The sequence below is a fragment of the Tardiphaga sp. genome (assembly GCF_044336785.1).
Taxonomy (GTDB): Bacteria; Pseudomonadota; Alphaproteobacteria; order Rhizobiales; family Xanthobacteraceae; genus Tardiphaga.
This window is the reverse complement of sequence record NZ_JBIIOT010000022.1, coordinates 18211-43168: the sequence shown is the minus strand read 5'-3', so window position 1 is coordinate 43168 and position 24958 is coordinate 18211. Positions and strand designations below refer to the sequence as shown.

Here is a 24958-nt window from a genome sequence, read left to right as displayed (position 1 = left end):
CCGGACACGTGCGAGCGGGGGCTCGCCGATGACCCGGACGGGACGGGGTGTTTCAGATGTTCGAACTTGGTCTGTCGCGCAGGATACGCGCAACAATTTTCGCTTGTGGATTGTGCTTTGTTGCTGGCAGCGCGGTCGCTGCGCCGATGATGCCGTTCCAGGCGTCGGATATTCTACGATCCTTTGAGCCGTTCTCACGCCAGGCCACAACGCTGCCGGACGACAGCGCGCTGAGTGAAAAGTGGCGCGGCGTCGAACGCCAGATCGACGATGAGATGCTGGTCCTCGCCCTTTGCGAGGAAGATCGCAGCAAATGCACATCACCCGTTGCGAGAAAGTTTCTCGCCATCGTCGATGCCGGCAAAGCCAAGGATGGTCGCGCCCGTGCTGGCGAGATCAACCGCGCTATCAATCTTGCAGCGCGTCCCGGCGATGATCTCGCCCTCTATGGCGAGGCCGATGTCTGGCGTGCGCCGCTGGCTTTCCTGACCACTGGTGCCGGTGATTGCGAGGATTATGCGATTGCCAAATTCGTCGCTTTGCGCGCCACCGGTGTCGCCAACAGTGATCTTCGTCTTGTCATCCTGCGCGATACGCTGCGCCAGGAAGACCATGCCGTCGCCTCGATCCGCCTCGATGGCCGCTGGTGGCTGCTCGACAATCGCCGCATGGCCATGGTGGAAGATGTGCAATTGCTCAATCACCAGCCGCTATTCGTGCTCGATCTGAACGGCGTGCGCCATTACCGCGATGCGCCGATCATGGCCGGCGTGCAGATGCGAATGCCCGAACCGGCAGACTTGATGAAGCTTTCGCTGCGGGTGAAATAAATCACTGAAATACGCCTTGCGCCGCGGCCATGCTCCGGCGTCAAATGCTCCCCATAAAATCAAGAATGGGGAAGCGTTCATGGGACGTCTGGACAACAAGGTCGCCGTCATCACTGGTGCGACCAGTGGCATCGGTTTGCGCACGGCCGAGGTCTTCGTGGCCGAAGGCGCGAAGATTGTGATCGCCGGGCGCCGCGCGGCCGAAGGCGATGCACTCGCCAGGCAGCTCGGTGCCAATTGCCGCTTCCTGCAGACTGACGTGACCGATGAAGCGCAGATGAAGGCGCTGATTGCGCTCGCGGTCGATCAGTTCGGCCGTATCGATTGCCTGTTCAACAATGCCGGTGGTCCCGCCCAGACCGGCGGCATCGAAGGCCTCGAGGTCGATCGCTTCGATGCCGCGATGGCAACCTTGGTCCGCAGCGTCATGCTCGGCATGAAACACGCCGCGCCACATATGAAGAAGCAGGGCTCCGGCAGCATCATCAATAATGGCAGCATTGCCGGTCATCTTGCCGGCTATTCGTCGTCGGTGGTCTATGGCGCTGCCAAGGCTGCCGTGATCCATCTTACCAAATGTGTGGCCATGGAGCTCGGCGAGAGCGGCGTGCGCGTCAACAGCATTTCGCCGGGTGCCATTGCCACCGGCATTTTCGGCAAGGCGCTCGGCCTCTCGGTGGAGGACGCAGACAACACCGCAGCGAAGATGCGCGAGGTGTTCAAGGCCGCGCAGCCGATCCCGCGCGCCGGCCTGCCGGACGACATCGCGCATGCCGCCGTCTTCTTTGCGAGTGACGAGTCGAGCTTCGTCAACGGCACCGATCTCGTGGTCGATGGTGGCGTGATTGGCGGCCGTAACTGGAGTCAGCAGCAAGCCGGTTATGTCGGTATGCGGCAGATGTTCGGAACGGACAATCATTGAGCGCATTGCGCGAAGGAGAGGGACATGTCCATTCTGATCCGCATTGTCTTCGCGGCCCTTGTCGCCGTGACTTTCGACGTCCATTCGGCATGGGCGCAGACCAAACCGAAGGTTACCACGCTCGGCCCGGATTTCCCGAAGACCGAAATCTTCATCGGCAACAGCTTCTTCTATTTCAACAACAGCATGCACAGCCATGTGCTGGCGATGGTCCGCGCAGCCGATCCTGCCAACCGAGCCAGCTATCAGGCGACCTCCGTCACAATCGGTGGTTCCGGCTTCGAATGGCACGATGTCGAAAGTTATTTCCGGCCGAACGCCATCGCCTCCTATTCATTCGATGACAACAACAACATCATCTTCAACAAGCGCGACAAGTTGTTCGATGCGGCCATCATGATGGATTGCAGCCAATGTCCGATCCATCCCAAGCTGAAATCGGTCTTCACCGACTATGCCAAGAAGGATGCGGATATCGTGCGCGCGCATGGCGCCCGGCCGATCTTCTTCATGTCATGGGCCTATCTCGACAAGCCCGAAATGACAGCGGAACTGGCGGAGGCCTATACGGTGGCCGGCAATGCCAATGATGCGCTGGTGATCCCGGCGGGGCTGGCTTTTGCCAAGGTGCGGGCGAAACAGCCTGAGCTCAATCTGTATCAGCCCGACAAGCGTCATCCGAGCATGGCGGGGACCTATCTCGCATCCTGCGTGGTGTTCACGGCTTTGACGGGCCGTTCGCCGGTCGGCAGTCCGTATCGCGCCGGCCTCGATGCTGCGACGGCTGGGGTCCTGCAGGCAGCGGCGTGGGAGACCACGCAGGAATATTACGGGAAGTAGGACTCGTTTATATCGCAAGAGCCTCCACTGTCGTCGCCCGGCCGGACCGGGCGATCCAGTAGACACAGCAGCCTACGCATTTGACTGACAGGAGTGTTTATCAGATCACCCGCTTTCGCGGGTGATGACAGTTGAGGTCGTCGCCTCATCCCTTCCGCAAATCCGGTGCATTCACCGTCGGGATCGCCACGCGTCCTGGTCCAGTCAGCGGCAGTGCCGCTGCGGCTTTGTCGTTCTGCATGATTTTTGCCATCACGGCCTGTCCTGCGCGCTCGAAGATTTCACGGTTCTCGATCACCCAGGTCTGCGACTTGCGCAGGCTCGCGATATAGCCGTTAATTTCCGGCACAACATAGCGCGCCACCATGTCCCAACTGCGCCGTGTGTTTTCCGGATTGGCCCAGTCGTGCACGAAGCCGATAATGGTGCCGACGCCACCCGACACCTGCATCAGGTTTTTGATGGTTTTGATCAGATCGTCCGGCGTGCCGATGGTCGAGGCGGCATTCTCGCCACCCGCCGTCTTCTCGACGGCATCTTCGGGTGAGCTGAACGGCTGCACGCCCGGCCGCTGCAGCGTCTTCACCGTATATTCGTTATGCCAGCGCATCAGCCCCGGCCCGGCCTCGCGCGCCGCCTGTTCGCGTGTCTCGGCAATGTGCCAGCTCAACAGCACCCGCCAGTTGGCCCGGTCCACCGTGGTGCCGTGCTTTTTGGCGGCATCCTCGGCAAAGCCCCATTGGGTCGGCAGCGCCATCAGTCCCTGCGTGGACATTGAGCCGAGCGATATGATGCCGATCCCGTATTTGCCGGCCAGCGTCATGCCCGACGGCGAGATCTGCGACGCCACCACGAATGGCATCTCTTCCTGCAGCGGCAGGATCTGCAGTGCAGCGTCATTCATGGTGAACCAGTCACTCTTGGCCGTGACGCGCTCGCCTTTGAACAGCCGGCGGATGATGTCGATCGCTTCGTCCTGGCGATCGCGCTGGGTCATCGGATCGATGCCGAGCGTATGCGCATCGGAGGCGAGCGCGCCCGGCCCGGAGCCAAAGATGGCCCGCCCGCCGGTCATATGGTCGAGCTGCACCATGCGCTGGGCGACATTGTAGGGGTGATGATAGGGTAGCGAGATCACGCCGGTGCCGAGCCGGATCCGCTTGGTACGCTCGCCGGCGGCGGCCAGAAACATCTCCGGCGAGGCGATCATCTCCCAGCCAGAGGAATGATGCTCGCCGCACCAGAATTCGTCATAGCCGAGTGAATCCAGCTGCTCGACCAGATCGAGATCCCGCCGGAATTGCAGCATCGGATGTTCGCCGATCGGATGGTGGGGAGCGAGAAAGGCGCCGAACTTCACGCGAGCCATGGAGGTTTCCTCTTTGTAATGTTTTTCGTTGTCCGCAGCCTATGGCTGCCATTGGCGGCGTCAATGCATTTGGCAGCATGGCCGCGACGCGCTGCCGCATCGTGCCGCCTTGCGGAACAATCACTGCCATCACCATTTTAAGCCTGCACCGCATTGCTGATGCAGGCGGGCAGGAGGACCAATGAGCTATTTCAAGACCGCTATTCTGTTGGCCGGCATGACCGCTTTGTTCATGGGCGTTGGCTATCTCATGGGCGGCGCGTCAGGCGCGATGATCGCGCTGGTGGTTGCCGCCGGCATGAACATGTTCGCCTACTGGAATTCGGATCGCGCGGTGCTGTCGATGCACGGCGCGCAGCCGGTGGACGCGCGCAACGCGCCGGACCTGTATCGCATGGTCGGTGAGCTCGCCCACAATGCCGGTCTGCCGATGCCCAAGGTCTATATCATGGACAACCCGCAGCCGAACGCGTTTGCAACCGGCCGCAATCCGGAAAATGCCGCGGTCGCCGTCACCACCGGTTTGATGCAGCAGCTGTCGCGCGAAGAGCTCGCCGGCGTGGTTGCGCACGAGCTGGCGCATATCAAGCATCATGACACGCTGCTGATGACCATCACCGCCACCATTGCCGGTGCGATCTCGATGATCGCCCAGTTCGGCATGTTCTTTGGCGGCAACCGCAACAACAATGGTCCCGGCATGATCGGCCAGATCGCGCTGATGATCCTCGCGCCGCTCGCCGCCATGCTGGTGCAGATGGCGATCAGCCGCACCCGCGAATATGCGGCGGACGAGATGGGCGCACGCATCTGCGGCCAGCCCATGTGGCTCGCCTCGGCGCTGGCCAAGATCGAAAACGCGTCGCATCAGATCCCGAATGAGGATGCCGAGCGCGCACCGGCGACCGCGCATATGTTCATCATCAATCCGCTGTCGGGCCGGGCCATGGACAGTCTGTTCACGACGCATCCGGCCACGCAAAACCGAATCGCGGCGCTGCAGCAGCTGGCGAGCCAGATGGGCGCACGCGGCGGCACGCTGCAGCAGCGACCGGTAGCGCCCGCCGCGACCGGCCCGTGGAATGGCGGCAATGCGCCGCGTCGTGGCCCGTGGGGCTGATCGCCCGCAAAGGCGATCGAATAAGTCACTGCGCAGCCATGTTCGGTTCAACGAAATCCGGACATGGCTGCGCGGCGTTCAGCCACTGACGAGTTTTCTTGTGTCCGCATTCTGAATGGTGATCGTGTCCGTCAGTGCCACGGAGATATGTCACCGATGCTGCGACGCCTTCTGATGCTTGGTCTTTTCTGCCTGGTCGGCGCTGGTGGCTCATTCGCTGAGGCCACGATTCCCACCAAGGATATTCCAAACGCGCGTGATAATGTGTTGCTCAAGCGCTATGACGGTTCATTCATCGTCAGTTATGAACGGCTGGCCTTCACCGATCTGACGATCCCGCTGTCGAAGCTGGAAAAGGCCGGCGAGAGCGAACGCGATCGGATGAACAACCAGATTTACAAACCGAAGCAGGCGCTTGAGGTCGAGGGCGCAAGAACACGCATCGCCTATCTGCTGCCCGCCAACCGCTCGCCGCTGGAAGTGCTGCGCAACTATCAGGATGTGGTGAAATCGGCCGGCGGCGAAGTCCTGTTCAGCTGCAAGGGCGAGGATTGCGGCGGCGAAGCGACCCGCGCGAGCTCGGGTGGCGGCGGCGATATGAGCTTGATGATGCATTTCGTCACCGAAGCTCAGATCAAGGATGCCGATTTCTCCAACGGCAAATGCGCTTTGGCATCAGGTATCGATGATCAGCGTTTCTTCGCGGCAAAAATTCCGCAGCCCGGCGGCGAGGCTTACGTCACCGTGCATACGTTCCAGGTGAAAGACGATCTCTACTGCAAGGCGTTCAACGAGCGGACGGTCGCGCTGGTGCATGTCGTGGAGCCGAAGCCGCGCGAGCAGAAGATGGTGGTGGTGAAGGCCGACGAGATGGCGAAGACGATCGGCTCGACCGGCCGTGTCGCGCTATACGGAATCTTCTTCGATACCGCGAAGTCGGATCTCAAGCCGGAGTCGGCGCCGACTTTGCAGGAAATCGCAGGCTTGCTGTCATCCGATCCGAAGCTCGCCGTGCTGATCGTGGGCCATACCGACAATCAGGGCGCTTACGACTACAATCTCGATCTGTCCCGCCGTCGCGCGGAAGCAGTGGTTGCTGCGCTGACCGCCAGTTACCGCGCCGACGGCAAACGCCTGCGCGCGGCCGGCGTCGGCATGCTGGCGCCCGCAGCATCGAATGATGCCGATGACGGGCGCGCCAAGAACCGGCGCGTGGAGGTCGTGAAGCTGAACTGATGACGGGTCTATTTCGCCGTCATCCTGTTCCACGCGTCCAGCCCGGCGATCTTGTAGGCTTCCGCCAGCGTTGGATAGTTGAACGTGTTCTGGATGAAGTAGTCGATGGTGCCCTTCAAATTGAGCACGGCCTGGCCGATATGGATCAACTCCGTGGCGCCTTCGCCCAGAATATGCACGCCCAGCAGACGCTTGGTACGGGTCGAGAATATCATTTTCATCATGCCGGTGTTCAGCCCCATGATATGGCCACGTGAGGTCTCGCGGAAACGCGCGATACCGACCTCGTAAGGAATGCCCTTTTCGCGCACTTCCTCTTCAGTGAGGCCCGTGGTCGAGATCTCCGGCACCGAATAGATGCCATATGGGAAGAATTCCGGGGGCGCATGCGCGTCAATGCCAAGCGCGTGGCAGGCAGCGACGCGACCCTGTTCCATCGATGTGGAGGCGAGCGACGGAAAGCCGATCACGTCGCCGGCCGCATAGATATGCGGGATATTGGTCTGCATGGTCGTCGGATCCACCTTGATGCGGCCGCGATGATCGACCTCGATGCCGGCGGAGTCGAGCTTTAGCGCGTCGGTTGCGCCGACGCGGCCAGCGGCGAAGAGCAGCATGTCGGACGTGACATGGCGACCATCGGCGAGGTCAGTGACGATATGCCCGCTCTCGGCCAGTCTGATTGATGACACCTTCGATCCCAACCGCAATGCGACATTACGATCGCGCAGTTCATGCATGAACTCGCCGATCAGCTCCTTGTCGATGAAATCCAGAAAGCTCGATCGTGGCTCGATCAGCGTCACCGCCACGTCGAGCGCGCTGAAGATGGTCGCATATTCGACGCCGATCACGCCGGCGCCGACCACGGCGAGGCTGCGGGGAAGCTTTGGCAGTTCGACCACTTCATCGCTATCGAGCACGCTACTGCCATTGAACGGCACGTAATCCGGACGGAAAGGCCGGGTGCCACAGGCGATCAGGATTTTTGCGCCGGTGACCCGTTTGATATCGCCGCGTTCCGAGAGGATCTCGATGTCGTGCGGGCCGGTGAAGCGTGCTTCGCCGTTCGCGGTGCGCACGCCGTTGCGGCTGAACTGATGCTCCAGCACTTCGACTTCGTGATTGAGCGTCTTGTGCAGCCGCGCGATCAGATCCTGTGCGCCGATATCCTGCTTGACGCGATAGCCGAGCCCGTAAAAGCCGCGCTCGCGCCAGCCGGAGAGGTTAAGCACGGTTTCACGCAGCGTCTTGGAGGGGATCGTGCCTGTATGCACCGAGACCCCGCCGACCCGCCGTCCTTTCTCCACCACCAGCACCGATTTTCCGAGCTTGGCACACTGAATGGCTGCGCGCCGGCCCGATGGGCCAGAGCCGATGACGATCATATCGTAGTCATGCATGGGGCAATGTCTCGGAGGGAAATGAGCCGGCTACAAACTCATGCAGCAATCAGGCCAGACGGTGTGAGCCGACATCTCTACAACGGATTTGCGACAGTCCTTTGGCCTGGGATGTAACGTTCGCCGCGTCTGCGCGTAGGGAGAGGGGAGGACCGTGACGTTCGACATGACGTCGAGCGACGTTGCTCACCTGGGAGAAACGACCATGAAGAAAACCGTTCTCGCCGCCGTCTGCGCCGTTGCCATTGGAGTAACCCCGTTCGCTGCCATGGCGCAGGACTCCAAGATGGGCGGAGGCATGCAGAAGAGCGACGGCGCGTCGCAGGGCATGGCCAAGGACAGCATGAAGAAAGACGGCATGAAGAAAGACTCCATGCACAAGGACGGCATGAAGAAGGACAACAACATGATGATGAAGAAGAATTAGGCCCCGTCGGTGCCTCTGCCCTGCATGACCTGTCATGCAGGGCTTCTCATAATACCTTTCTTGCAAAGTATCTCCCCAGATCGCGTTTGGTTGATGGGTTTTTGCGAGCGAATCGCTATTATTTTGCAGTGCAGCAACCATATGTCGTCGGTGCTGTTGTATAAGCACGCCGACCCTAGGAGCTGCCGTGTCCCTCGCCGATAACATCGAATTCTTCCGCAACCTGCCGAAAATGCCGGGTGCGATGAACGGCCTGGGGCGTACGCAGCTTCCCGCCGGTGATAGCCCGCTCGATGAAGTCACCGAGTTCGGTAGCAATCCCGGCGATCTGAAGATGTTCGTTTACGCACCGGAGCGGCTGGCGCCAAAGCCGGCCCTCGTTGTGGTGCTGCATGGTTGCACGCAAACGGCCGCTGGCTATGACATCGGCAGCGGCTGGTCGAAGCTGGCGCAGCGCTATGGCTTCGTGCTGCTGATGCCGGAGCAGAAGCGCGCCAATAACAGCAACACGTGTTTCAACTGGTTCACGCCCGAAGATATCGCGCGCGGTAGCGGCGAAGCGCTGTCGATCCGCCAGATGGTCGAACATGCCGCCATCGCCCATGGCGTCGATCCCGCCCGCATCTATATCACCGGCCTGTCGGCCGGCGGCGCCATGACCTCGGTGATGCTTGCCACCTATCCGGAGGTCTTTGCTGCCGGCGCCATCATTGCCGGCCTGCCTTATGGCGTCGCACAATCCATGCAGGAAGCGCTGGCCGGAATGTATCGTGCGCCCACCCGCAGCGCGCAGGAACTCGGCGATCTCGTCCGCAAGGCGTCGCCGCATCAAGGGCCATGGCCGCGTGTGTCGGTCTGGCATGGTGCCGCCGATCGCACCGTCAATCCCGCCAATGCCGGCGAGATCGTCAAGCAATGGCTCGATCTGCACGGCCTGCCGGATGCGCCGATGTCGGCTGGCGATGTCGATGGCTATCCGCGCGACGTGTGGTGGAATGGCGATGGCGAGACGATGGTGGAGTCCTACACCATCACTGGAATGGCCCATGGCACGCCGCTCGCCATCGAGGGCCAGGAGGACGCGTACGGCGCGGCCACCAAATTCATGCTCGATGCCGGTATCGCATCCTCCTGGCACATTGCGAAGTTTTTTGGTCTGACCAAGCAAGCGCCGATCTACACAGCGGCCCTGGAAGAGTCGGGCACCCGACCGTCGCGCCCGCAGCAGCCGCGCGCGGACCAGGATCGTCGCAATGCGCGGCGTGATCCCCCAGGCCGGCGGGCACTCGACGTCTCCGGCACCATCACCCGCGCGCTGAAGGCGACAGGCCTCATCAAATAGTCGCTGGCCGGATCGCGCGCGGACGTTGCGATTTGCGTGCGTGATGCGCCGCGGCTAACGTCGCGCGTCAATTCATACGGATCGATTGTTCCCGCATATGGCGGCAGAGCTCAGAGAGAACCAAGTCGATTTCCTCGCCGACGGCGGCGAAATGGGCGCATTGATGCGGGCCTATGATTGGGGTTCCACGTCGATCGGCGTGCCATCCACATGGCCGCAAGGGCTGCGCACCGCGATTCGTATCCTGCTCAACACCTATCATCCGATGTTCATCTGGTGGGGCGACGATCTCATCCAGTTCTACAACGATGCCTATCGTCAAACACTCGATGATGCGCAGCACCCGCGCGCCCTGGGCGCGTATGGCCGTGAATTCTGGCACGAAGTCTGGGCCATGGTTGGCCCGCAGGTGGATCAGGTGATGTCGGGCGGTGGCCCCACCTGGAACGAAAACCAGCAGATCCCCGTCACGCGCAATGGCAAGCTGACCCACGGCTACTGGACTTATGGTTATAGCCCGCTGGATGGCGATGACGGTATCAGTGGCGTGATGGTGATCTGCCGCGACGTCACCGCTGATCATTACGCCAATCTCGCTTTGCGCGAACGCGAGGCCGAATTGGCGCGCGTGCAGGAAATCGGCAAGATCGGCGGCCTCGAAGTCGATCTGCGCACCGGTTTTCGTAACCGCCGCTCGCCGGAATATCTGCGCATCCACGGCCTGCCGCCGGACGCCACCAATGAGACCCATGAAGAATGGGTGGCCCGTGTTCATCCCGACGATCGGGAAGCGACCGAGCGCAAATTCATCGAGGCCGTGAAAAGCGGCGCCCGTGACTATGGGGTGGAATATCGCATCCATCGTCCGAGCGACGGCGAGATGCGCTGGATCTCCGTCAAGGCAATCATCGAGCGCGACGAGGATGGCAAGCCGATCCGTCTTGTGGGCGCGCATACCGATGTCACCGAGGAAGTTCAGGCCCGTGAAGCCTTGCTGCGCAGTGAAGAGGAGGCGCGGCAACTTGCGCTCAAGCTCGCCGAGCTCAATGCCACGCTGGCCGAGCGCGTGCGCGAGAAGACGCGCGAGCGCGACCGCATCTGGAGCGTGTCGCGCGATCTCCTGATGGTCGCCGATTACAGCGGCGCTTGGCGCACCGTGAACCCGGCCTGGACCCAGGTGCTCGGCTGGAGCGAAGCCGATCTGCTCGATCGCACCTCGCGCTGGCTCGAACATCCCGACGATCAGGCCAAGACCATGGCTGAGGTCGAGAGGCTCGCTTCCGGCCAGCAAACGGTGCGCTTCGAGAACCGCCTGCGCCACAAGGATGGCTCCTATCGCTGGCTATCCTGGACCGCCGTGCCCGACGACGACCTCATTTATTGCGTGGCTCGCGACATCACCGAGGAGAAAGCCGCAGCAGAGCGGCTGAAGGCGACCGAGGAGGCCCTGCGCCAGTCGCAGAAGATGGAGGCCGTCGGCCAGCTCACCGGCGGCATTGCGCATGACTTCAACAATCTGCTCACCGGCATCGTCGGCTCGCTCGATCTGATGCAGACGCGGTTGGGGCAGAACCGCCTTGAGAGCCTGCCGCGCTATATCGATGCCGCGATGACTTCGGCCAATCGCGCGGCGGCACTGACGCATCGCCTGCTGGCTTTTGCGCGCCGGCAGCCGCTGGTGCCGAAATCGGTCGATGCCAATGCGCTGGTGGTGTCGCTGGAGGATCTGCTGCGCCGGACCATCGGCGAAAAGCTCGATCTCGATATCGCCACTGCCTCGGATCTCTGGTTCACGCTGTGCGATCCCAACCAGCTGGAAAGCGCGCTGCTGAATCTCGCCATCAATGCGCGCGACGCGATGCCCGATGGCGGCAAGCTGGTCATAGCCACGCGCAATATTCACGTCGGCACCATCACCGCCGACACGCCGGCGCTGACGCCCGGCGACTACATCTGCATCGCCGTGACCGATACCGGCACCGGCATGACGTCCGACGTGCTGGCACGCGCCTTCGACCCGTTCTTCACCACAAAGCCGATCGGGCAGGGCACCGGCCTTGGCCTGTCCATGATCTATGGTTTTGCGCGGCAGTCGAACGGGCATGTCAGTATCGACAGCCGCGTCGGCTTCGGCACCACGGTCAATGTCTATCTGCCACGCTATGAAGGCGCTGCGTCGGAAGCGATCACCGGCAGCCAGCGCGACGAGCATCAATCGGCCGGCGAGACCGTGCTGGTGGTCGAAGACGAGCCGGTTGTGCGCTCGGTCGTGGTCGAGATGCTGCAGGACGAGGGCTACCGTGTGCTGGAAGCCGTGGATGGCCCATCGGGCCTGGCAGCATTGCGCCGCGAGCCGACCATCGATCTGCTTGTCACCGATGTCGGCCTGCCCGGCATGAACGGCCGCCAGCTCGCCGATCAGGCCCGCGAGACCAGGCCGGATCTCAAGATCCTGTTCATCACCGGCTACGCCGAAAGCGTCGCCATGGCGGAAGGCTTTCTACTGCCTGGCATGGAGATGATCACTAAGCCATTCGATCTGGATGTGCTGTCGCGGCGCATCCGCGCCATGGTGACTTAGCCGATCTCCGCATCGGCAATCGGTTCCCCGCGCACGCGAAAAATTCCCGTTCGACGCGCGTGTTTCCGCGTTTCTATCTCCGGAACCATTGCCCGGCGACGCGCTTGTCGTGCCGCAATATATGCAATCGCAAAATGGAGATCATCATGATCCGCCGTCTTCTTGGAACTGCCGCCATCGTTGCCACGATGGCACTTCCTGCCATCGCTCAGGCCCAGGGCGTTCCCGGTGGCATCGAGCGTGGCGCACGCGATGGTGAGCGTGCGGCCGGCCCGATCGGCGCCATTGTCGGTGGCACCGTCGGCGGTGTTGTCGGCGGCGTTGCCGGCATCCTCGGTGTCGATGACCGCCCGCGTTTCCGCAGCTATGTGGTCGATCAGCGTCGCCCGTCCTACACCTATGACAGTGATGTCCGCGTAGGCGCGGTGCTGCCCGCCAGCGGTGTGACCTATTACGAGGTGCCGGCTGAATATTCGGCCGCCCGCGAATATCGCTACACGGTGGTGAATGGCCGTACGGTGCTGGTCGAGCCGCGCTCGCACCGCATCGTCGAAGTGATCGACTAAGAGTCGTCCACCTGACTCATTGAGAGCAACGCATCTCCCAAACTGCAGGTCGTCCCGGTCGGGCGGCCTGCCTTGTTTTGTGAGGCCAACTAATCACTGCGACAAATCTGCGGGGCGCCACAGCTCGTGCAACTTTTCGTCACATTTGGCGTTACTAAAACCATGATGACGAAGCCAGATACTTGGTATGTTGCATTTGGACCGGACCGGACGATCAAGTCCGATACCCGCGCGACGGGGCCGGCCCGCACCACCAAAACATTCAAATCCGAAATCGATGCCAAGGTCTTTGCGCGCGAGATCATGGCAAAGGGCTGGACCGCCACGGCCGGTACGCTGAATCCCGTTCAGCCCAAGCGGACCATTGCCGCTTCGCAAATTGACGACTGGATCAATCTTGATCGCGTCGGCTAGCCGGCCCTCAGATCACTTCGTAAGCAAACAGCAGGATGATCAACGTCACGGCGACCAGGCCGCCGAGAAAACACTGGTCGGCCACTGCCTCATAGCGCGCCGCTGTATGCGGTCGGCCCGCATTGCGCATCGATGCATAGGACGCCACGGCGCCGGCGAGAAAGAATATCGATGCCAGCGCCGCATATTCATCGACCCGACTGGGGCCGATATCGGGCTCCATCACTTTCACCAAGCCGATCACGGTGGCGCAGACACCAATCATCGTGCCGGAGCTCGGCAGGATATGTCTTGAGAGCGCCTTGTCCCTCGCGATCTCGGCCTTCGGTATGTGCTCCTCAGGCATGATCGGTCAGGCCATCCCGGTGAGGAACGGATTAGTCATCCGCTCCTGGCCGATGCTGGATCCCGGACCGTGGCCGCAGATGAAGCCGACATCATCGCCGAGCGGGATCAGCTTGGTCATGATCGAATTGATCAGCGTCTCGTGGCTGCCGCCAGGCAGATCCGTGCGGCCGACCGAGCCGGCAAACAGCACATCGCCCACATGGGCGAATTTCATCTCCTTGCTGTAGTAGACAACGCTGCCTGGCGAATGGCCGGGGCAATGCAGAATGTCGAAGGAGAGCCCGCCGATGCTGACTTTGTCGCCTTCGTTGAGCCAGCGATCCGGTTTGAAGTTGCGAACACCTGTGATGCCGTAATTGGCGCCAGAGGATTCGACATTGTCGAGCAGGTAATCGTCGGCCTGGTGCGGGCCGATGATCTCGACCTTCAGCGCATCGCGTAATTCGGCAGCGCCGCCGACATGGTCGATATGGCCGTGGGTGAGCCAGATCTGCTCGACTTTCACATCGGCTTTCGCGATGGCTTCGAGGATCAGCGGCACGTCGCCGCCGGGATCAATCACGACGGCCTGCCGGGTGGCTTCATCCCACAGGAGCATGCAGTTCTGCTGAAACAGCGTGACGGGAATGATGGTGCCGCCCGCCTGGGCCTTGGGTGCGTTCTGTGTCATCGCGCCACAATGCCGATTTTTATCCGAGAGGGAAGAGCCCCTCACCCGAAACCTTCGGTTTCGACCTCTCCCCGGTGGGGAGAGGTGTCCGAGCGTCGTTGCGAAGTTTCTAGATTTTTGGCGAGCATTGTAGCCGCTTCACCTTTCCCCTCCGGGGAGAGGTCGGATCGTACGTGCGATCCGGGTGAGGGGCCTACGCTCTGTCCGAACTACTTCTTCAATTGCACTTTCAACGTCGCCTCCACCTCGCGGTCAAACGACGATGCCTTTGGGGCCGCCGTCTTGTCGCGTTGGGCGGCCACATAGGCATCGCGCTTGGCGACCAGTGCCGCGAGCTTGGTGTTCAGTTCCTTACGCACTGCCATCTGCTTGTCGAGTTCGGCCGTGCGATCCTGCATCGACAGCTTTCGCAGCGAATCCGGCAGCTCGTCATCCTTGATGCCGTCGAGCTTCCTGCCGCCCGAGGCCACGTCGCTCACCAGATCTCCGCCGCCGGTCACGGCCTCCGACGACACCTTCGCTTTCTTGTTGATGTAGCTCGCCATGTCAGACGCCGATGCCGGCGCCGCGCGCGCGACCTCCGTCAGCTGTCGCGTCTTGTCTTCCGTGCGCTTCTGCAACGCGCGCGGACCATAGGGAATCACCGTCTTGTTGATCTCGTTCTGCAGGATGATGATCTCCTCATCATAGGGCGTCTCGATGATCACCACCTGTCCGCCATCCTGCGGGATGGCCATGAAGCGGCCGTCGCCGCGCTGGGCCACATCGCGCCAGACGCGTTCGGTATCACGGGCGCCGCCGGTCAGCACCGCATTGACGATGATGTCCTTCTGCTGCGCCACTTTCATCGTGGTCTCGTATTTCGTGTCCTGCGCATAATCCATATGCGGCGGGGCGTCGCCGACCAGGAACACGATGCGGCGGGCGTCGCTGCCTTTGGTCCATTGCAGCTTGTTAACGGCGACATCGAGCGCTTCGTTGACGCTTTCGGGCCAATCGCCGCCGCCCTGCGCACGCACCTGCAGCAGGTTGGCGTAGAGGTCCTGGATGTCGGTGGTGAGGTCGAATTTCTTTGTCACATAGTCATCGCCGATATCGCGATAGGCGACGAGGCCGATGCGGATCTCAGCGTCCGGATTCTGGTCGAGGATTGAGGTCGCGATCGACCAGATCTTGCGCTTGGCGCCTTCGATCAGGCCGGCCATGGAGCCGGTCGTATCGAGCACAAAAGCGACTTCGACAGTGGGTTTTGCGTGCGAAATCGACGCGAACAGGACTTGCGGCAAACTTGCGGCAGCGACAATCAGAGCGACGCGGCCGATACGGGCTAAACTCATGGAATGTCTCCGGTTCTTTCGCTTGATCACGCGCGCGTGAGCGTGCTTTGCGGTTTCAGGCGCCGGTTTGGTTTGGTGCGGCAACACAGAGGCAGCACAGCGGCATTCCAGCGGCCGGCGTCTGCGGGGCGTATTGGGCGCTCCTGCTGAAATCGGCTAAGTTCGTCGCCATGGAATCGAACGCCGTTCAAAGCCCGACGCTGATTTTCGACCGCCGCCAGTCCGAGACGGCATTGGCCATCGCGCGCGGAACCGTGCGCCTGCTGCGCTCGCTCGGATTTTCATGCGTGGTGGAGCTGTCGCTGCCGTCGGGGCGGCGGGCGGATCTGGTGGCGATGAACGAGAAGGGCGAGATCTGGATCGTCGAGATCAAGTCATCGGTGGAGGATCTGCGCGCGGACCAGAAATGGCCGGACTACCGCGCCCATTGCGACCGGCTGTTCTTCGCCTTCACGCAGGATCTGCCCTGCAAGATCTTTCCGGGTGACACCGGGCTGATCGTGGCGGACGCCTATGGCGCGCATGTGCAATGCGAGGCGCCGGAGCACAAGCTTCCTGCGGCCACGCGCAAGTCGATGATGCTGCGTTTTGCAATGACGGCAGCCCACAGACTGAACAGGCTGCACGACCCTCAAGGTCATGCAGCCTGGCCGAATGAGTTCTAGCTATCTCAATCCCTCATGGTGAGGAGGCGCACAGCGTCGTCTCGAACCATGAGTTGCTTGGTCCATCCTTCGAGACGCCGCGCTGTGCGCGGCTCCTCAGGATGAGGGGGAGTGTGTAGCTCTCTTACCTCGGCGCGCGTTTCGCGAGGATGCGCTGCAGGGTGCGGCGATGCATGTTGAGGCGGCGCGCGGTTTCCGAGACGTTGCGGTTGCACATCTCATAGATGCGCTGGATGTGCTCCCAGCGCACGCGGTCCGCCGACATCGGATTGTTCGGCAATTCCGACTTGTCGCTATCGATCGCGAGCAGTGCATTGACCACGTCGTCGGCATCGGCCGGCTTCGACAGATAATCGACGGCGCCCATCTTCACCGCGGTGACGGCGGTGGCGATGTTGCCATAGCCGGTGAGCACGATGGCGCGGGCGTCCGGGCGCTGCTGCTTCAATGCGGAGACGACATCGAGGCCGTTGCCATCGCCGAGGCGAAGATCGACCACGGCGAAAGCCGGCGCCGACTTGCCGATGTGAGCAAGGCCATCAGAGACGGTATCGCAGGAGGTGACGGTAAAACCGCGGGTCTCCATCGCGCGTGACAGGCGTTCCAGAAACGGCTTGTCGTCCTCAACGATCAGGAGCGAGCGGTCGGTCTGTTCGGTCACTTCGGCAAGAGCGTTCACGGTTTCAAATCCTCCATCTGCAATCTTCCCTAGCATATGGCGTCGCAGACTTCATCTGCCAAGAACGTGAACATTTGGATAGCTTGCAAGCGAAGTTAAAAAACGCAGGCTTTTTCGCGGGAAAACGGGTGGTGAACGCCTGGAACGATGCTAAATCTGCGCGGCGTGATGTCGCAGAGCAGCATGCATCGGGGAAATATCAAGAAAGCAGATCCGGAATGGACGCGACTTCACAGGGGAAGAGTGACGAGACTTCGATTCGTTACGAAGGCTGGCGGATCGTCGGTGTCTGCTTCGTTCTTGCGACTTTCGGATGGGCGCTCGGCTTCTACGGACAGAGTGTCTATCTCGCGGAACTCCAGCGGGTCCACGGCTGGCCTGCCTCGACCATCGCCACGGCCACCACCTTTTTTTATCTCGTCGGCGCGTTGCTGGTCGCCTTTGTGAGCGAGGCGATGCGCGCGCTCGGGCCGCGCAATACACTGCTCGCGGGTGTCGGTATGCTCGGCGTCGCGACCCTCCTGCTGGGCCAGATCACGGCGCCATGGCAACTCTACGCGGTGAATGTGCTGCTCGCTTTCGGTTGGGCCGGCACCAGTCTCGGCGCCATCACCAACACGCTCGGCATGTGGTTCGACAAGAAGCGCGGCATGGCCATCAGCCTCGCGCTCAATGGCGCGAGCTTTGGCGGCATCGTCGGGGTGCCGCTGCTGGTGGCCGCGAGCAATGCGTTCGGCTTTGCCGGCGCAACGATGGCGGCGGTTGGTGCAATGCTGTTGCTGCTGGTGCCGGTCATCATCTTGTTCGTCGGTCACCCACCGCATCGCACGACCATCGGCAATGTCGCAGCAGCGGATGCGCCGTCATCGACGCGCATTCGCGCGCAGGCGATGCGCGATGTCGCCTTCCTCACGGTCGCCGTCGCGTTCGCGCTCGGGCTGTTCGCGCAAGTCGGCTTCATCGTTCACCTGATCTCGTTTCTCGATCCGGTGATCGGCCGTGAGCGCGCAGCAGCCGCGATATCGCTGATGACCGTGATGGCGGTGGTCGGCCGTGTGCTGTTCTCGACGGTGATCGACCGGCTCAATCAGCGGATGGCAGCGGCATTCTCGTTTGTCAGTCAGGGCGTGGCGCTGGTGATCGTCATCAATTTCCACAACGACGCGCTGATCTTCTTGGCCTGCGCGCTGTTCGGCTTCTCGGTGGGAAACCTGATCACACTGCCGGCGCTGATCGTGCAGCGCGAATTCGATCCGCGCTCATTCGGTGTGCTGGTGAGCTTGATTACGTCGGTGACGCAGGTGACCTACGCTTTCGGGCCGGGCATCGTCGGCTGGCTGCGCGATATTTCGGGGAGCTATAGCGTGCCGTTCTATAGCTGCATGGCGCTGCAGATGATGGCGGCTGTCATGATCATGGTGCGGGGGCGGGCCGTGAAACTCTGATCCTCATGGTGAGGAGGCGCGAAGCGCCGTCTCGAACCATGAGATTGTGGCGCTCCGGAGTTTGCGGCCATCCTTCGAGACGCGCGCGAGGGCGCGCTCCTCAGGATGAGGGGGAGTGTTGTTATGCCTCCCTTGCCTTCAACAAATCCTCCACATCCAGCCGCTTCGTGAACATCGCAATCCCGCCATTGGCATCGCGCGGCCATTCGTTTTCCGGGCGGTCCCAATACAGCTCCACGCCGTTCTGGTCGGGGTCACGCAGATACAGCGCCTGACTGACACCGTGATCGCTGGCGCCGTCGAGCTGGATGCCGGCTTCGAGCACGCGGTGCAGTGCATCGGCGAGCGCCGGGCGGGTCGGATACAGGATGGCGGTGTGGAACAGGCCGGTGGTGCCGGGCGCCGGTGGCTGCCCGCCTTTGCTTTCCCAGGTGTTGAGGCCGATGTGATGGTGATAGTCGCCGGCAGCGATGAACACGGCCTGGTCGCCATAACGCTGCTTGACCTGGAAGCCGAGCACATCGCGATAGAAGCCGAGCGCGCGATCGAGATCGGCGACCTTGAGATGCACATGCCCGATCCTGGTGCCGGCGGGGATCGGCGGGTTGGTGGCGGGCATGAGAGGCTCCTAAGTGATGTGATGCTCACAAAGAGCTAGGCACCGAATCGGTGGATGGGTAGGGCGTCTTCGCGAAACCCATCGTTTCCGGGAATAGCGCGAACGTAGGATGGGTTGAGCGTCAGCGATACCCATCAGGGCTTGGCGCATGCGATGATGGGTTTCGCTTCGTTCAACCCATCCTACGAAGAGGCAAGCTCCGATACCTGCCCATCCGGCAAGCCGAACTCATACGTGTTCAGCGTCATCGACACCATCGTGTAATAGCCGCACAACCCGATGATCTCCGCCAGCGCCTTGGCGCCGAGCACCTCATTGGCTTCATCGTAAAGCGGCTTCGACAGTCCCTGCGCCTCATGCAGCGATTTCGCGACATCGTAGATCACGCGCTCCCTCGTCTCGCCGAATGTCGGCGTACGGCGGTTCTTGATGTCTTCGATGACGGCCGGATCGAGCCCGGCATTCAGCGCAAACCGCTTGTGGGCATACCATTCGAAATGCGCCGTCCAGTGGCGCGCGGTGACCAGGATCGCCAGTTCGGCATGGGCATCCGACAGTGACGTATCGTAGCGCAGAAACGCGCCGAGGCGCGTGGCGTGGCGCGCCATTTCCGGGCTGGCGAGCCACGCCATCATCGGCTCCGGCGGCTTGCCGCGCTTGCTGGCGATAGATTCGTCATAGATCGCCTTCTGGTCGGCGGACATTTCGCCAGGCGAAAGAAGTTTCAGGCGCATCGCGTTTCCTCGTCTTGGTCTTGTTGGCAACGAAACTAACGGTTCTTCGCAAGCCACCACAAGCCATTGAATTCCACGGTCTGGCGGGTAAGCTTCGCGCCAACAACAATGCGGGCGCCCCACGCTTGCGCACAAACAACAGGAAACACCCGATGCCGGATCTCGATCAATTCCGCAGCGATACCCGCGCCTGGCTGGAAGCGAACTGCCCGCCGGAGATGCGCAAGCCCGTCACGGCCGACGAGGATGTGTTCTGGGGCGGCCGCAACACCAAATTTGCATCGGAGCCGCAGCGCCTCTGGTTCGAGCGCATGCGCGACAAGGGCTGGACCGTGCCGGACTGGCCGAAGCAATATGGCGGCGGCGGCCTCGATGGCGCCGAGGCGAAAGTGTTGCGGGAGGAGATGGCAAGGATTGGCGCGCGGCCACCGCTGTCGAGTTTTGGCATCTGGATGCTCGGGCCGGCGCTGTTGAAATATGGCAATGACGAGCTGAAGCAGGAGCATCTGCCGAAGATCGCGGCGGGCCTGATCCGCTGGTGCCAGGGCTATTCCGAGCCCAATGCGGGCTCCGATCTCGCCTCGCTGCAGACGCGCGCCGAGAGCGACGGCGATCACTATGTGATCAACGGCTCGAAGATCTGGACATCTTACGCGAATTACGCCGACTGGATCTTCTGTCTGGTGCGCACCGATGGTGCTGCCAAGAAGCATGACGGCATCAGCTTCATCCTGTTCGACATGGCGTCCACGGGCGTCTCGACCAAGCCGATCCTGCTGATCTCCGGCAGGTCGCCGTTCTGCGAGACCTTCTTCGACAATGTGCGCGTGCCGAAGTCGCATGTGGTCGGCACCGTCAATCGCGGCTGGGATGTCGCAAAGTATCTGCTGCAGCACGAGCGGGCGATGATCTCAGGCATGGGCGAGCGCGGCGTCGGCCGTCCGCTCGGCCAGGTCGCCGCGGATACGGTCGGTGTGGATGGCGAAGGCAGGCTCGACGATGCGATGCTGCGCGGGCAGATCGCGACATTCGAGGTGGATGAAGCGGCGCTGTCCTGTGCGGCCGAGCGCGCGGTGGATCTCGCCAAGGCGGGGCAGGGCCATCCCGCGTTTTCGTCGGCGATGAAATATTACGGCACCGAGCTCAACAAGCGCCGCCACGAAATCCTGATGTCGGCCGGCGGCAGCGGCGCGCTGGAATGGGAGAGCGAGCGGTCGCATGAGGGTGCCAAGCCGCGCGCCTGGCTGCGGACAAAGGCGAATTCCATCGAGGGTGGCACCAGTGAAGTCATGCTGGGGATTGTCGCCAAGCGCATTCTGGATTTGCCAGGGGCATGAGCTGCCTCCCACTCCGCCCTCATCCTGAGGAGCGGCCGCAGGCCGCGTCTCGAAGGATGGCGACGGAGCTCCGCATCCTCATGGTTCGAGACGGCGTTGCGCGCCTCCTCACCATGAGGGGACCGAGATAACCCATTCAACATCGGATCATCCCATGCCTCTCCTCCTCAACGACGAACAGACCATGCTTCGCGACAGCGCCCGCGGCTTCATCGGTGACAAGGCGCCGATCGCCCATTTCCGGCAGCTGCGCGACAGCAAGGACGAAACCGGCTTCTCCCGCGCGCATTGGAAAACCTTTGCCGAGATGGGCTTTGCCGGCCTGCTGGTGCCGGAAGCCCACGGCGGCAGCGGGCTCGGGGCTGTCGAGGCCGGTGTCATCATGGAGGAGATCGGGCGCACGCTGATGCCGTCGCCGTTCTTCGCCACGTCGGTGCTAGCGGTCACCGCGCTCCGTAGCGGCAGCGAGGCGCAGCAGGCGGCGTATCTGCCGAAGATCGCGGAGGGCGCGCTGCTCGCGGCGCTGGCCGTGGATGAAGGCAACAAGCATCGTCCGCTGAACATCGCGCTAAAGGCCGAGCGTTCCGGCAATGGCTTCAAGCTCAACGGCGACAAGGCGTTTGTGATCGACGGCCATACCGCCGATCTCCTGATCGTCGCGGCGCGCAGCGGTGGCAGTGCCGGCGAGCGCGAGGGGCTGACACTGTTCGCCATCGATCCCAAGGCGAAGGGCATCGCAATCGAACGCACAGTTATGGTGGACGCGCATAATGCGGCGCGGATCGTGTTCGACAATGTGGCCGTTGATGCGGACAGCGTGCTGGGCGAGGTCGATCAGGGCGGTGCGCTGCTCGATCGTGTGCTGAATATCGGTCGTGGTGCAGTCGCAGCTGAAATGGTGGGTCTGTCGGACGAGGTGTTCGGCCGCACGGTGACCTATCTCAAGGAGCGCAAGCAGTTCGGCAAGCTGATTGGCGAATTCCAGGCGCTGCAGCATCGCGCGGCGCATCTCTATACGGAGATCGAGGTGACGCGGGCGGCGGCGATGAAGGCGCTGCAATTGCTCGATGCGGATGCGCCAAATGCGGCGGCGGCCGTTGCTGTGGCGAAAGCCAAGGCCGGTACGACGGCGACGCTGGCGGTGCAGGAGGGCGTGCAGATGCATGGCGGCATGGGCATGACCGACCAGTTCGATGTCGGCCTGTTCATGAAGCGCGCGCGGGTGTGCCAGGAATTGCTGGGGGACAGCAATTATCACTCTGATCAATTGGCGAAGATGAAGAAGTATTGAGGGGCAGCATCCTCGGTCTGTCATCACCCGCGAAAGCGGGTGATCCAGTAAACGCCGACGCCGCGGTGCTATTGCTGATGTGAGTGTCTACTGGATCGCCCGGTCAAGCCGGGCGATGACAGTGGCGGTGGTTAGCGGATCGGCGGCGCGTATTGGATGCCGCCATTGCTCCACGTCTGGTTCAATCCCCTCGGAATCTTGAGCTTCGAGCCGTCGCCGACATTGCGCTCATAGACTTCGCCGTAATTGCCGACATGGCGGATGATGCGGGCGGCCCAGTCCTTCGAGAGGCCGAGATCCTCGCCATAGGCGCCCTCGGTGCCTACCAGGCGCATCACGTCGGGCTTCTTCGACTTCAGCGCTTCGTCGATATTCTTCGAGGTGATGCCGAGCTCCTCGGCATTGATCATCGCATAGAGCGTCCATTTCACGATCATCATCCAGTCGTCGTCGCGTTGGCGGACGACGGGGGCCAGCGGCTCCTTCGAGATGACATCAGGCAGGATCACATGATCATCCGGCTTCGCCAGCGTCAGGCGCAGCGCGTAGAGCTGGGACGCATCGGCGGTGAAGGTGTCGCACTGGCCGGAATTATAGGCCTTGAGCACGTCCTCCAGCTTCGGGAATTTCACTTCGGTGTACTTGATGTTGTTGGCGCGGAAGTAGTCCTGCGCATTCAGCACCGTCGTGGTGTTGTCCTGGACACAGACCTTGCTGCCATCGAGCTCCAGCGCCGAGTCGATATTGCGCGACTTCGGGATCATGAAGCTCTGGCCGTCATAGTAAGAAACGGCGGGGAAATAGAGTGCCAGATTGCTTTCGCGCGACATGCTCCAGGTGGTGTTGCGCGCGAGGATGTCAATCTTGCGGCTCTGCAGCTCCTTGAAGCGCTCATTGGCGTCGAGGCCGACAAATTTCACTTTCTTCGGATCATCGAAGATGGCGGCGGCCACCGCGCGGCAGAAGTCGACGTCGAAGCCGGTCCAGTTGCCTTGCGCATCCGGCGCGGAGAAGCCGGGCAAGCTCTGATTGACGCCGCACAGCACGGCGTCGCGCTTGACGGTGCGTTTCAGCGTCTTAGTGTCGTAGCGTTCATAGGTGATCGCGGCGGCAGCCACGGCTGTGGCGACCGCGAGGCCGATGGCCAGGCCGGTCACGAAAGTGCGTTTCATCGCCATGAGCGGTCAGCCCCCTGATTGTCTGGCAGAATGTGATGCAAAGGATGAGCGGCAGCGCTCAGATTTCCGGCTTCTGCCGGATCACGACCTTGGTGCCGACAGGCACGCGCTCATAGAGATCGCTGACATCGGCATTGACGAGACGGAAGCAGCCGGAGGAGACGGCGGTGCCGATCGTGTCGGGCCGGTTGGTGCCGTGGATGCGATAGACGGTGGCGCCGAGATAGAGCGCGCGGGCGCCCATGGGATTGCCGGGGCCGCCAGCCATGAAGCGCGGCAGATAAGGCTGGCGCTGGATCATTTCCGCGGGCGGGGTCCAGTCCGGCCATTCCGCCTTGCGCGAGATTTTCACGAGGCCCTGCCACTGGAAACCATCGCGGCCGACACCAATGCCGTAGCGCATGGCGCGGCCGTTGCCCTGCACGAGATACAGATAGCGCTCATTGGTGGAGATGATGATGGTGCCGGGTGGCTCAGTGGTACGGTACAGCACCATCTGCTTCTGGAATTCCGGCGGCAATTCGATGGAGTCGTCGGCGATCAGGCCCGGCTCGTCGCCGACATCGGGGCGCTGCATCTGCGCGCTAGCATGCGTGATCGACAATGTCAGTCCGGTTGCAGCAATGACTGCGAGCCCGAGCAGGCGGCGGAGGTCGATCATCCCGGCATCTCCCGATTTGACGGTTCGGCTCTGCATAGCATCGCGGCACAAGCACGTGAACCCGTGAATTGCCGGCATGGTCGTTTGCGGGAGTGACGATTTGATTAAAAGCGCGGGCAAACAAAAAACCCGGAGCAGGAGGCATCCTGTCCGGGTGGAGGCTTGGAGGTTGGGAGGAAAAGCTGGATTACGCCGCAATGCTGTCGATGCCGGCATTGCGCAGGAGATCGGCGAGCTGCTTGCGGGCATAGAACATGCGCGTCTTCACGGTGGAGGCGGGGATGCCGACGATTCCGGCGACTTCTTCCACCGACTTCTCGTGATAGTAGACGAGATTGACGATCTCGCGATGTGCCGGCGAGAGCTTGGCCACGCAGGCGCGCAGGATTTCGCTGGTGCGGCTGCGATCCAGGGAGGCTTCCGGCGTGTCGGCGCTGTCGGCGACGTCCATCACCTCGTCCTGGTCGATGTCTTCATATCGGCGCTGGCGCAGCGCGGTGAGCGCCTTGAAGCGCGCAATCGACAGAAGCCAGGTGGAGACCTGCGAGCGGCCCTCGAACTGGCTGGCGGTGCGCCACACGTCGAGGAACACCTGGCTGACCAGATCTTCGGTCGCGGTGACGTCGCGCAGCATGCGCAATACGAAGCGATAGACCCGGACATTGTGACGGGCATAGAGCGTGTGCATCGCGGAGCGATCGCCCTCGGCGATGCGTTCCAGCAGCATCTCATCCGTGGTGGCCCGAGCGGTGATGATGCCCTGACGGCCTGCGGCGTTGAGTGCGATGACGTTCTGCATGACTGGCTCCCGGTGAAACGTCGGTGATGGGCGTTTCGTTGGATCCAGTTGTTAAGGTTTGCCGGTTTCAGGACGGCGGCTTGAAAAGCGGAAAATGGTTTCGTGGTAGGGAAGAATTGTTTCGTCGGGGCCGGGGAGACGAAAC

General features: G+C 61.9%; 25 protein-coding genes. 14 read left to right on the top strand and 11 right to left on the bottom strand.

Annotated elements, in window-relative coordinates; all coding sequences use genetic code 11:
* The first annotated feature begins 56 nt into the window (after nt 1–56).
* The 3 genes from ACIQ2A_RS09175 to ACIQ2A_RS09165 all read left to right on the top strand — a co-directional run bounded on the left by ACIQ2A_RS09175 (nt 57) and on the right by ACIQ2A_RS09165 (nt 2592).
* On the top strand, nt 57–830 hold the full coding sequence (locus ACIQ2A_RS09175) for a transglutaminase-like cysteine peptidase (protein ID WP_398478113.1): 774 nt from the start codon (nt 57–59) through the stop codon (nt 828–830).
* A 79-nt stretch (nt 831–909) separates the two neighbouring features.
* The gene (locus ACIQ2A_RS09170; protein ID WP_398478111.1) at nt 910–1752 is read left to right on the top strand and encodes an SDR family NAD(P)-dependent oxidoreductase; all 843 of its coding nucleotides are present in this window, start codon (nt 910–912) and stop codon (nt 1750–1752) included.
* Between the two features lie 24 nt (nt 1753–1776).
* Nucleotides 1777–2592, top strand: coding sequence for a hypothetical protein (locus ACIQ2A_RS09165; RefSeq protein WP_398478109.1), 816 nt, complete (start codon nt 1777–1779; stop codon nt 2590–2592).
* Between the two features lie 145 nt (nt 2593–2737).
* Here ACIQ2A_RS09165 and ACIQ2A_RS09160 read toward each other — a convergent pair whose 3' ends face one another.
* Nucleotides 2738–3961, bottom strand: coding sequence for an LLM class flavin-dependent oxidoreductase (locus ACIQ2A_RS09160; RefSeq protein ID WP_398478107.1), 1224 nt, complete (start codon nt 3959–3961; stop codon nt 2738–2740).
* Between the two features lie 181 nt (nt 3962–4142).
* On the opposite strand from ACIQ2A_RS09160, the gene htpX reads away from it, so the two are divergent.
* Together htpX and ACIQ2A_RS09150 are read left to right on the top strand one after the other, a co-directional pair.
* Nucleotides 4143–5081, top strand: a complete 939-nt coding sequence (gene htpX / locus ACIQ2A_RS09155; RefSeq protein WP_398478105.1) for a zinc metalloprotease HtpX — start codon at nt 4143–4145, stop codon at nt 5079–5081.
* Nucleotides 5082–5237: 156 nt separating this feature from the next.
* On the top strand, nt 5238–6317 hold the full coding sequence (locus tag ACIQ2A_RS09150) for a DUF4892 domain-containing protein (protein WP_398478103.1): 1080 nt from the start codon (nt 5238–5240) through the stop codon (nt 6315–6317).
* Between the two features lie 8 nt (nt 6318–6325).
* Here the strand turns inward: ACIQ2A_RS09150 and sthA are convergent, their stop codons facing one another.
* The gene (gene sthA / locus ACIQ2A_RS09145; protein WP_398478101.1) at nt 6326–7720 is read right to left on the bottom strand and encodes a Si-specific NAD(P)(+) transhydrogenase; all 1395 of its coding nucleotides are present in this window, start codon (nt 7718–7720) and stop codon (nt 6326–6328) included.
* Nucleotides 7721–7925: 205 nt separating this feature from the next.
* Here sthA and ACIQ2A_RS09140 point away from each other — a divergent pair, with 205 nt between their 5' ends.
* The 5 genes from ACIQ2A_RS09140 to ACIQ2A_RS09120 all read left to right on the top strand — a co-directional run bounded on the left by ACIQ2A_RS09140 (nt 7926) and on the right by ACIQ2A_RS09120 (nt 13050).
* On the top strand, nt 7926–8147 hold the full coding sequence (locus tag ACIQ2A_RS09140; protein ID WP_398478099.1) for a pentapeptide MXKDX repeat protein: 222 nt from the start codon (nt 7926–7928) through the stop codon (nt 8145–8147).
* A 187-nt stretch (nt 8148–8334) separates the two neighbouring features.
* On the top strand, nt 8335–9489 hold the full coding sequence (locus tag ACIQ2A_RS09135; protein WP_398478096.1) for a PHB depolymerase family esterase: 1155 nt from the start codon (nt 8335–8337) through the stop codon (nt 9487–9489).
* A 97-nt stretch (nt 9490–9586) separates the two neighbouring features.
* Nucleotides 9587–12070 (top strand): PAS domain-containing protein, encoded by a 2484-nt coding sequence (locus ACIQ2A_RS09130; RefSeq protein WP_398478094.1) that lies wholly within the window; start codon nt 9587–9589, stop codon nt 12068–12070.
* Nucleotides 12071–12216: 146 nt separating this feature from the next.
* The gene (locus tag ACIQ2A_RS09125; RefSeq protein WP_398478092.1) at nt 12217–12636 is read left to right on the top strand and encodes a DUF1236 domain-containing protein; all 420 of its coding nucleotides are present in this window, start codon (nt 12217–12219) and stop codon (nt 12634–12636) included.
* 126 nt (nt 12637–12762) lie between these two features.
* Nucleotides 12763–13050 (top strand): hypothetical protein, encoded by a 288-nt coding sequence (locus tag ACIQ2A_RS09120; RefSeq protein ID WP_398478090.1) that lies wholly within the window; start codon nt 12763–12765, stop codon nt 13048–13050.
* Nucleotides 13051–13057: 7 nt separating this feature from the next.
* Here the strand turns inward: ACIQ2A_RS09120 and ACIQ2A_RS09115 are convergent, their stop codons facing one another.
* The 3 genes from ACIQ2A_RS09115 to ACIQ2A_RS09105 form a co-directional block, all read right to left on the bottom strand.
* On the bottom strand, nt 13058–13396 hold the full coding sequence (locus ACIQ2A_RS09115) for a hypothetical protein (protein WP_398478088.1): 339 nt from the start codon (nt 13394–13396) through the stop codon (nt 13058–13060).
* A gap of 6 nt (nt 13397–13402) precedes the next feature.
* Nucleotides 13403–14068 carry an MBL fold metallo-hydrolase gene (locus ACIQ2A_RS09110; protein WP_398478086.1) on the bottom strand — a complete coding sequence of 222 codons (666 nt, stop codon included), beginning with the start codon at nt 14066–14068 and terminating at the stop codon, nt 13403–13405.
* Between the two features lie 209 nt (nt 14069–14277).
* On the bottom strand, nt 14278–15405 hold the full coding sequence (locus tag ACIQ2A_RS09105) for a VWA domain-containing protein (RefSeq protein WP_398478084.1): 1128 nt from the start codon (nt 15403–15405) through the stop codon (nt 14278–14280).
* Between the two features lie 170 nt (nt 15406–15575).
* On the opposite strand from ACIQ2A_RS09105, the gene ACIQ2A_RS09100 reads away from it, so the two are divergent.
* Nucleotides 15576–16070, top strand: a complete 495-nt coding sequence (locus tag ACIQ2A_RS09100) for an MmcB family DNA repair protein (protein ID WP_398478082.1) — start codon at nt 15576–15578, stop codon at nt 16068–16070.
* A gap of 124 nt (nt 16071–16194) precedes the next feature.
* Here the strand turns inward: ACIQ2A_RS09100 and ACIQ2A_RS09095 are convergent, their stop codons facing one another.
* Nucleotides 16195–16749 carry an ActR/PrrA/RegA family redox response regulator transcription factor gene (locus ACIQ2A_RS09095; RefSeq protein WP_398478080.1) on the bottom strand — a complete coding sequence of 185 codons (555 nt, stop codon included), beginning with the start codon at nt 16747–16749 and terminating at the stop codon, nt 16195–16197.
* A gap of 218 nt (nt 16750–16967) precedes the next feature.
* Between ACIQ2A_RS09095 and ACIQ2A_RS09090 the strand changes: the two genes are divergently transcribed.
* Nucleotides 16968–18194 carry an MFS transporter gene (locus ACIQ2A_RS09090; protein ID WP_398478078.1) on the top strand — a complete coding sequence of 409 codons (1227 nt, stop codon included), beginning with the start codon at nt 16968–16970 and terminating at the stop codon, nt 18192–18194.
* A 121-nt stretch (nt 18195–18315) separates the two neighbouring features.
* Here ACIQ2A_RS09090 and ACIQ2A_RS09085 read toward each other — a convergent pair whose 3' ends face one another.
* On the bottom strand, nt 18316–18813 hold the full coding sequence (locus ACIQ2A_RS09085) for a VOC family protein (protein WP_398478076.1): 498 nt from the start codon (nt 18811–18813) through the stop codon (nt 18316–18318).
* 182 nt (nt 18814–18995) lie between these two features.
* Entirely contained in the window at nt 18996–19547 is a 552-nt protein-coding gene (locus ACIQ2A_RS09080) for a carboxymuconolactone decarboxylase family protein (protein ID WP_398478074.1), read from the bottom strand.
* A gap of 152 nt (nt 19548–19699) precedes the next feature.
* On the opposite strand from ACIQ2A_RS09080, the gene ACIQ2A_RS09075 reads away from it, so the two are divergent.
* Both ACIQ2A_RS09075 and ACIQ2A_RS09070 read left to right on the top strand, forming a co-directional pair.
* A complete protein-coding gene (locus tag ACIQ2A_RS09075; RefSeq protein ID WP_398478072.1) occupies nt 19700–20884 on the top strand; it encodes an acyl-CoA dehydrogenase family protein in 1185 nt (394 codons plus the stop codon).
* Nucleotides 20885–21038: 154 nt separating this feature from the next.
* Nucleotides 21039–22175 carry an acyl-CoA dehydrogenase family protein gene (locus ACIQ2A_RS09070; RefSeq protein ID WP_398478070.1) on the top strand — a complete coding sequence of 379 codons (1137 nt, stop codon included), beginning with the start codon at nt 21039–21041 and terminating at the stop codon, nt 22173–22175.
* Between the two features lie 131 nt (nt 22176–22306).
* Here ACIQ2A_RS09070 and ACIQ2A_RS09065 read toward each other — a convergent pair whose 3' ends face one another.
* From ACIQ2A_RS09065 to ACIQ2A_RS09055, 3 genes are all read right to left on the bottom strand, one after another.
* Nucleotides 22307–23347: an amino acid ABC transporter substrate-binding protein gene (locus ACIQ2A_RS09065; RefSeq protein WP_398478140.1), complete on the bottom strand. Its 1041-nt coding sequence runs from the start codon at nt 23345–23347 to the stop codon at nt 22307–22309.
* 64 nt (nt 23348–23411) lie between these two features.
* Nucleotides 23412–24014 (bottom strand): L,D-transpeptidase, encoded by a 603-nt coding sequence (locus ACIQ2A_RS09060; RefSeq protein WP_398478068.1) that lies wholly within the window; start codon nt 24012–24014, stop codon nt 23412–23414.
* Nucleotides 24015–24201: 187 nt separating this feature from the next.
* A complete protein-coding gene (locus ACIQ2A_RS09055; RefSeq protein ID WP_398478066.1) occupies nt 24202–24813 on the bottom strand; it encodes a sigma-70 family RNA polymerase sigma factor in 612 nt (203 codons plus the stop codon).
* Nucleotides 24814–24958 lie beyond the last annotated feature (145 nt).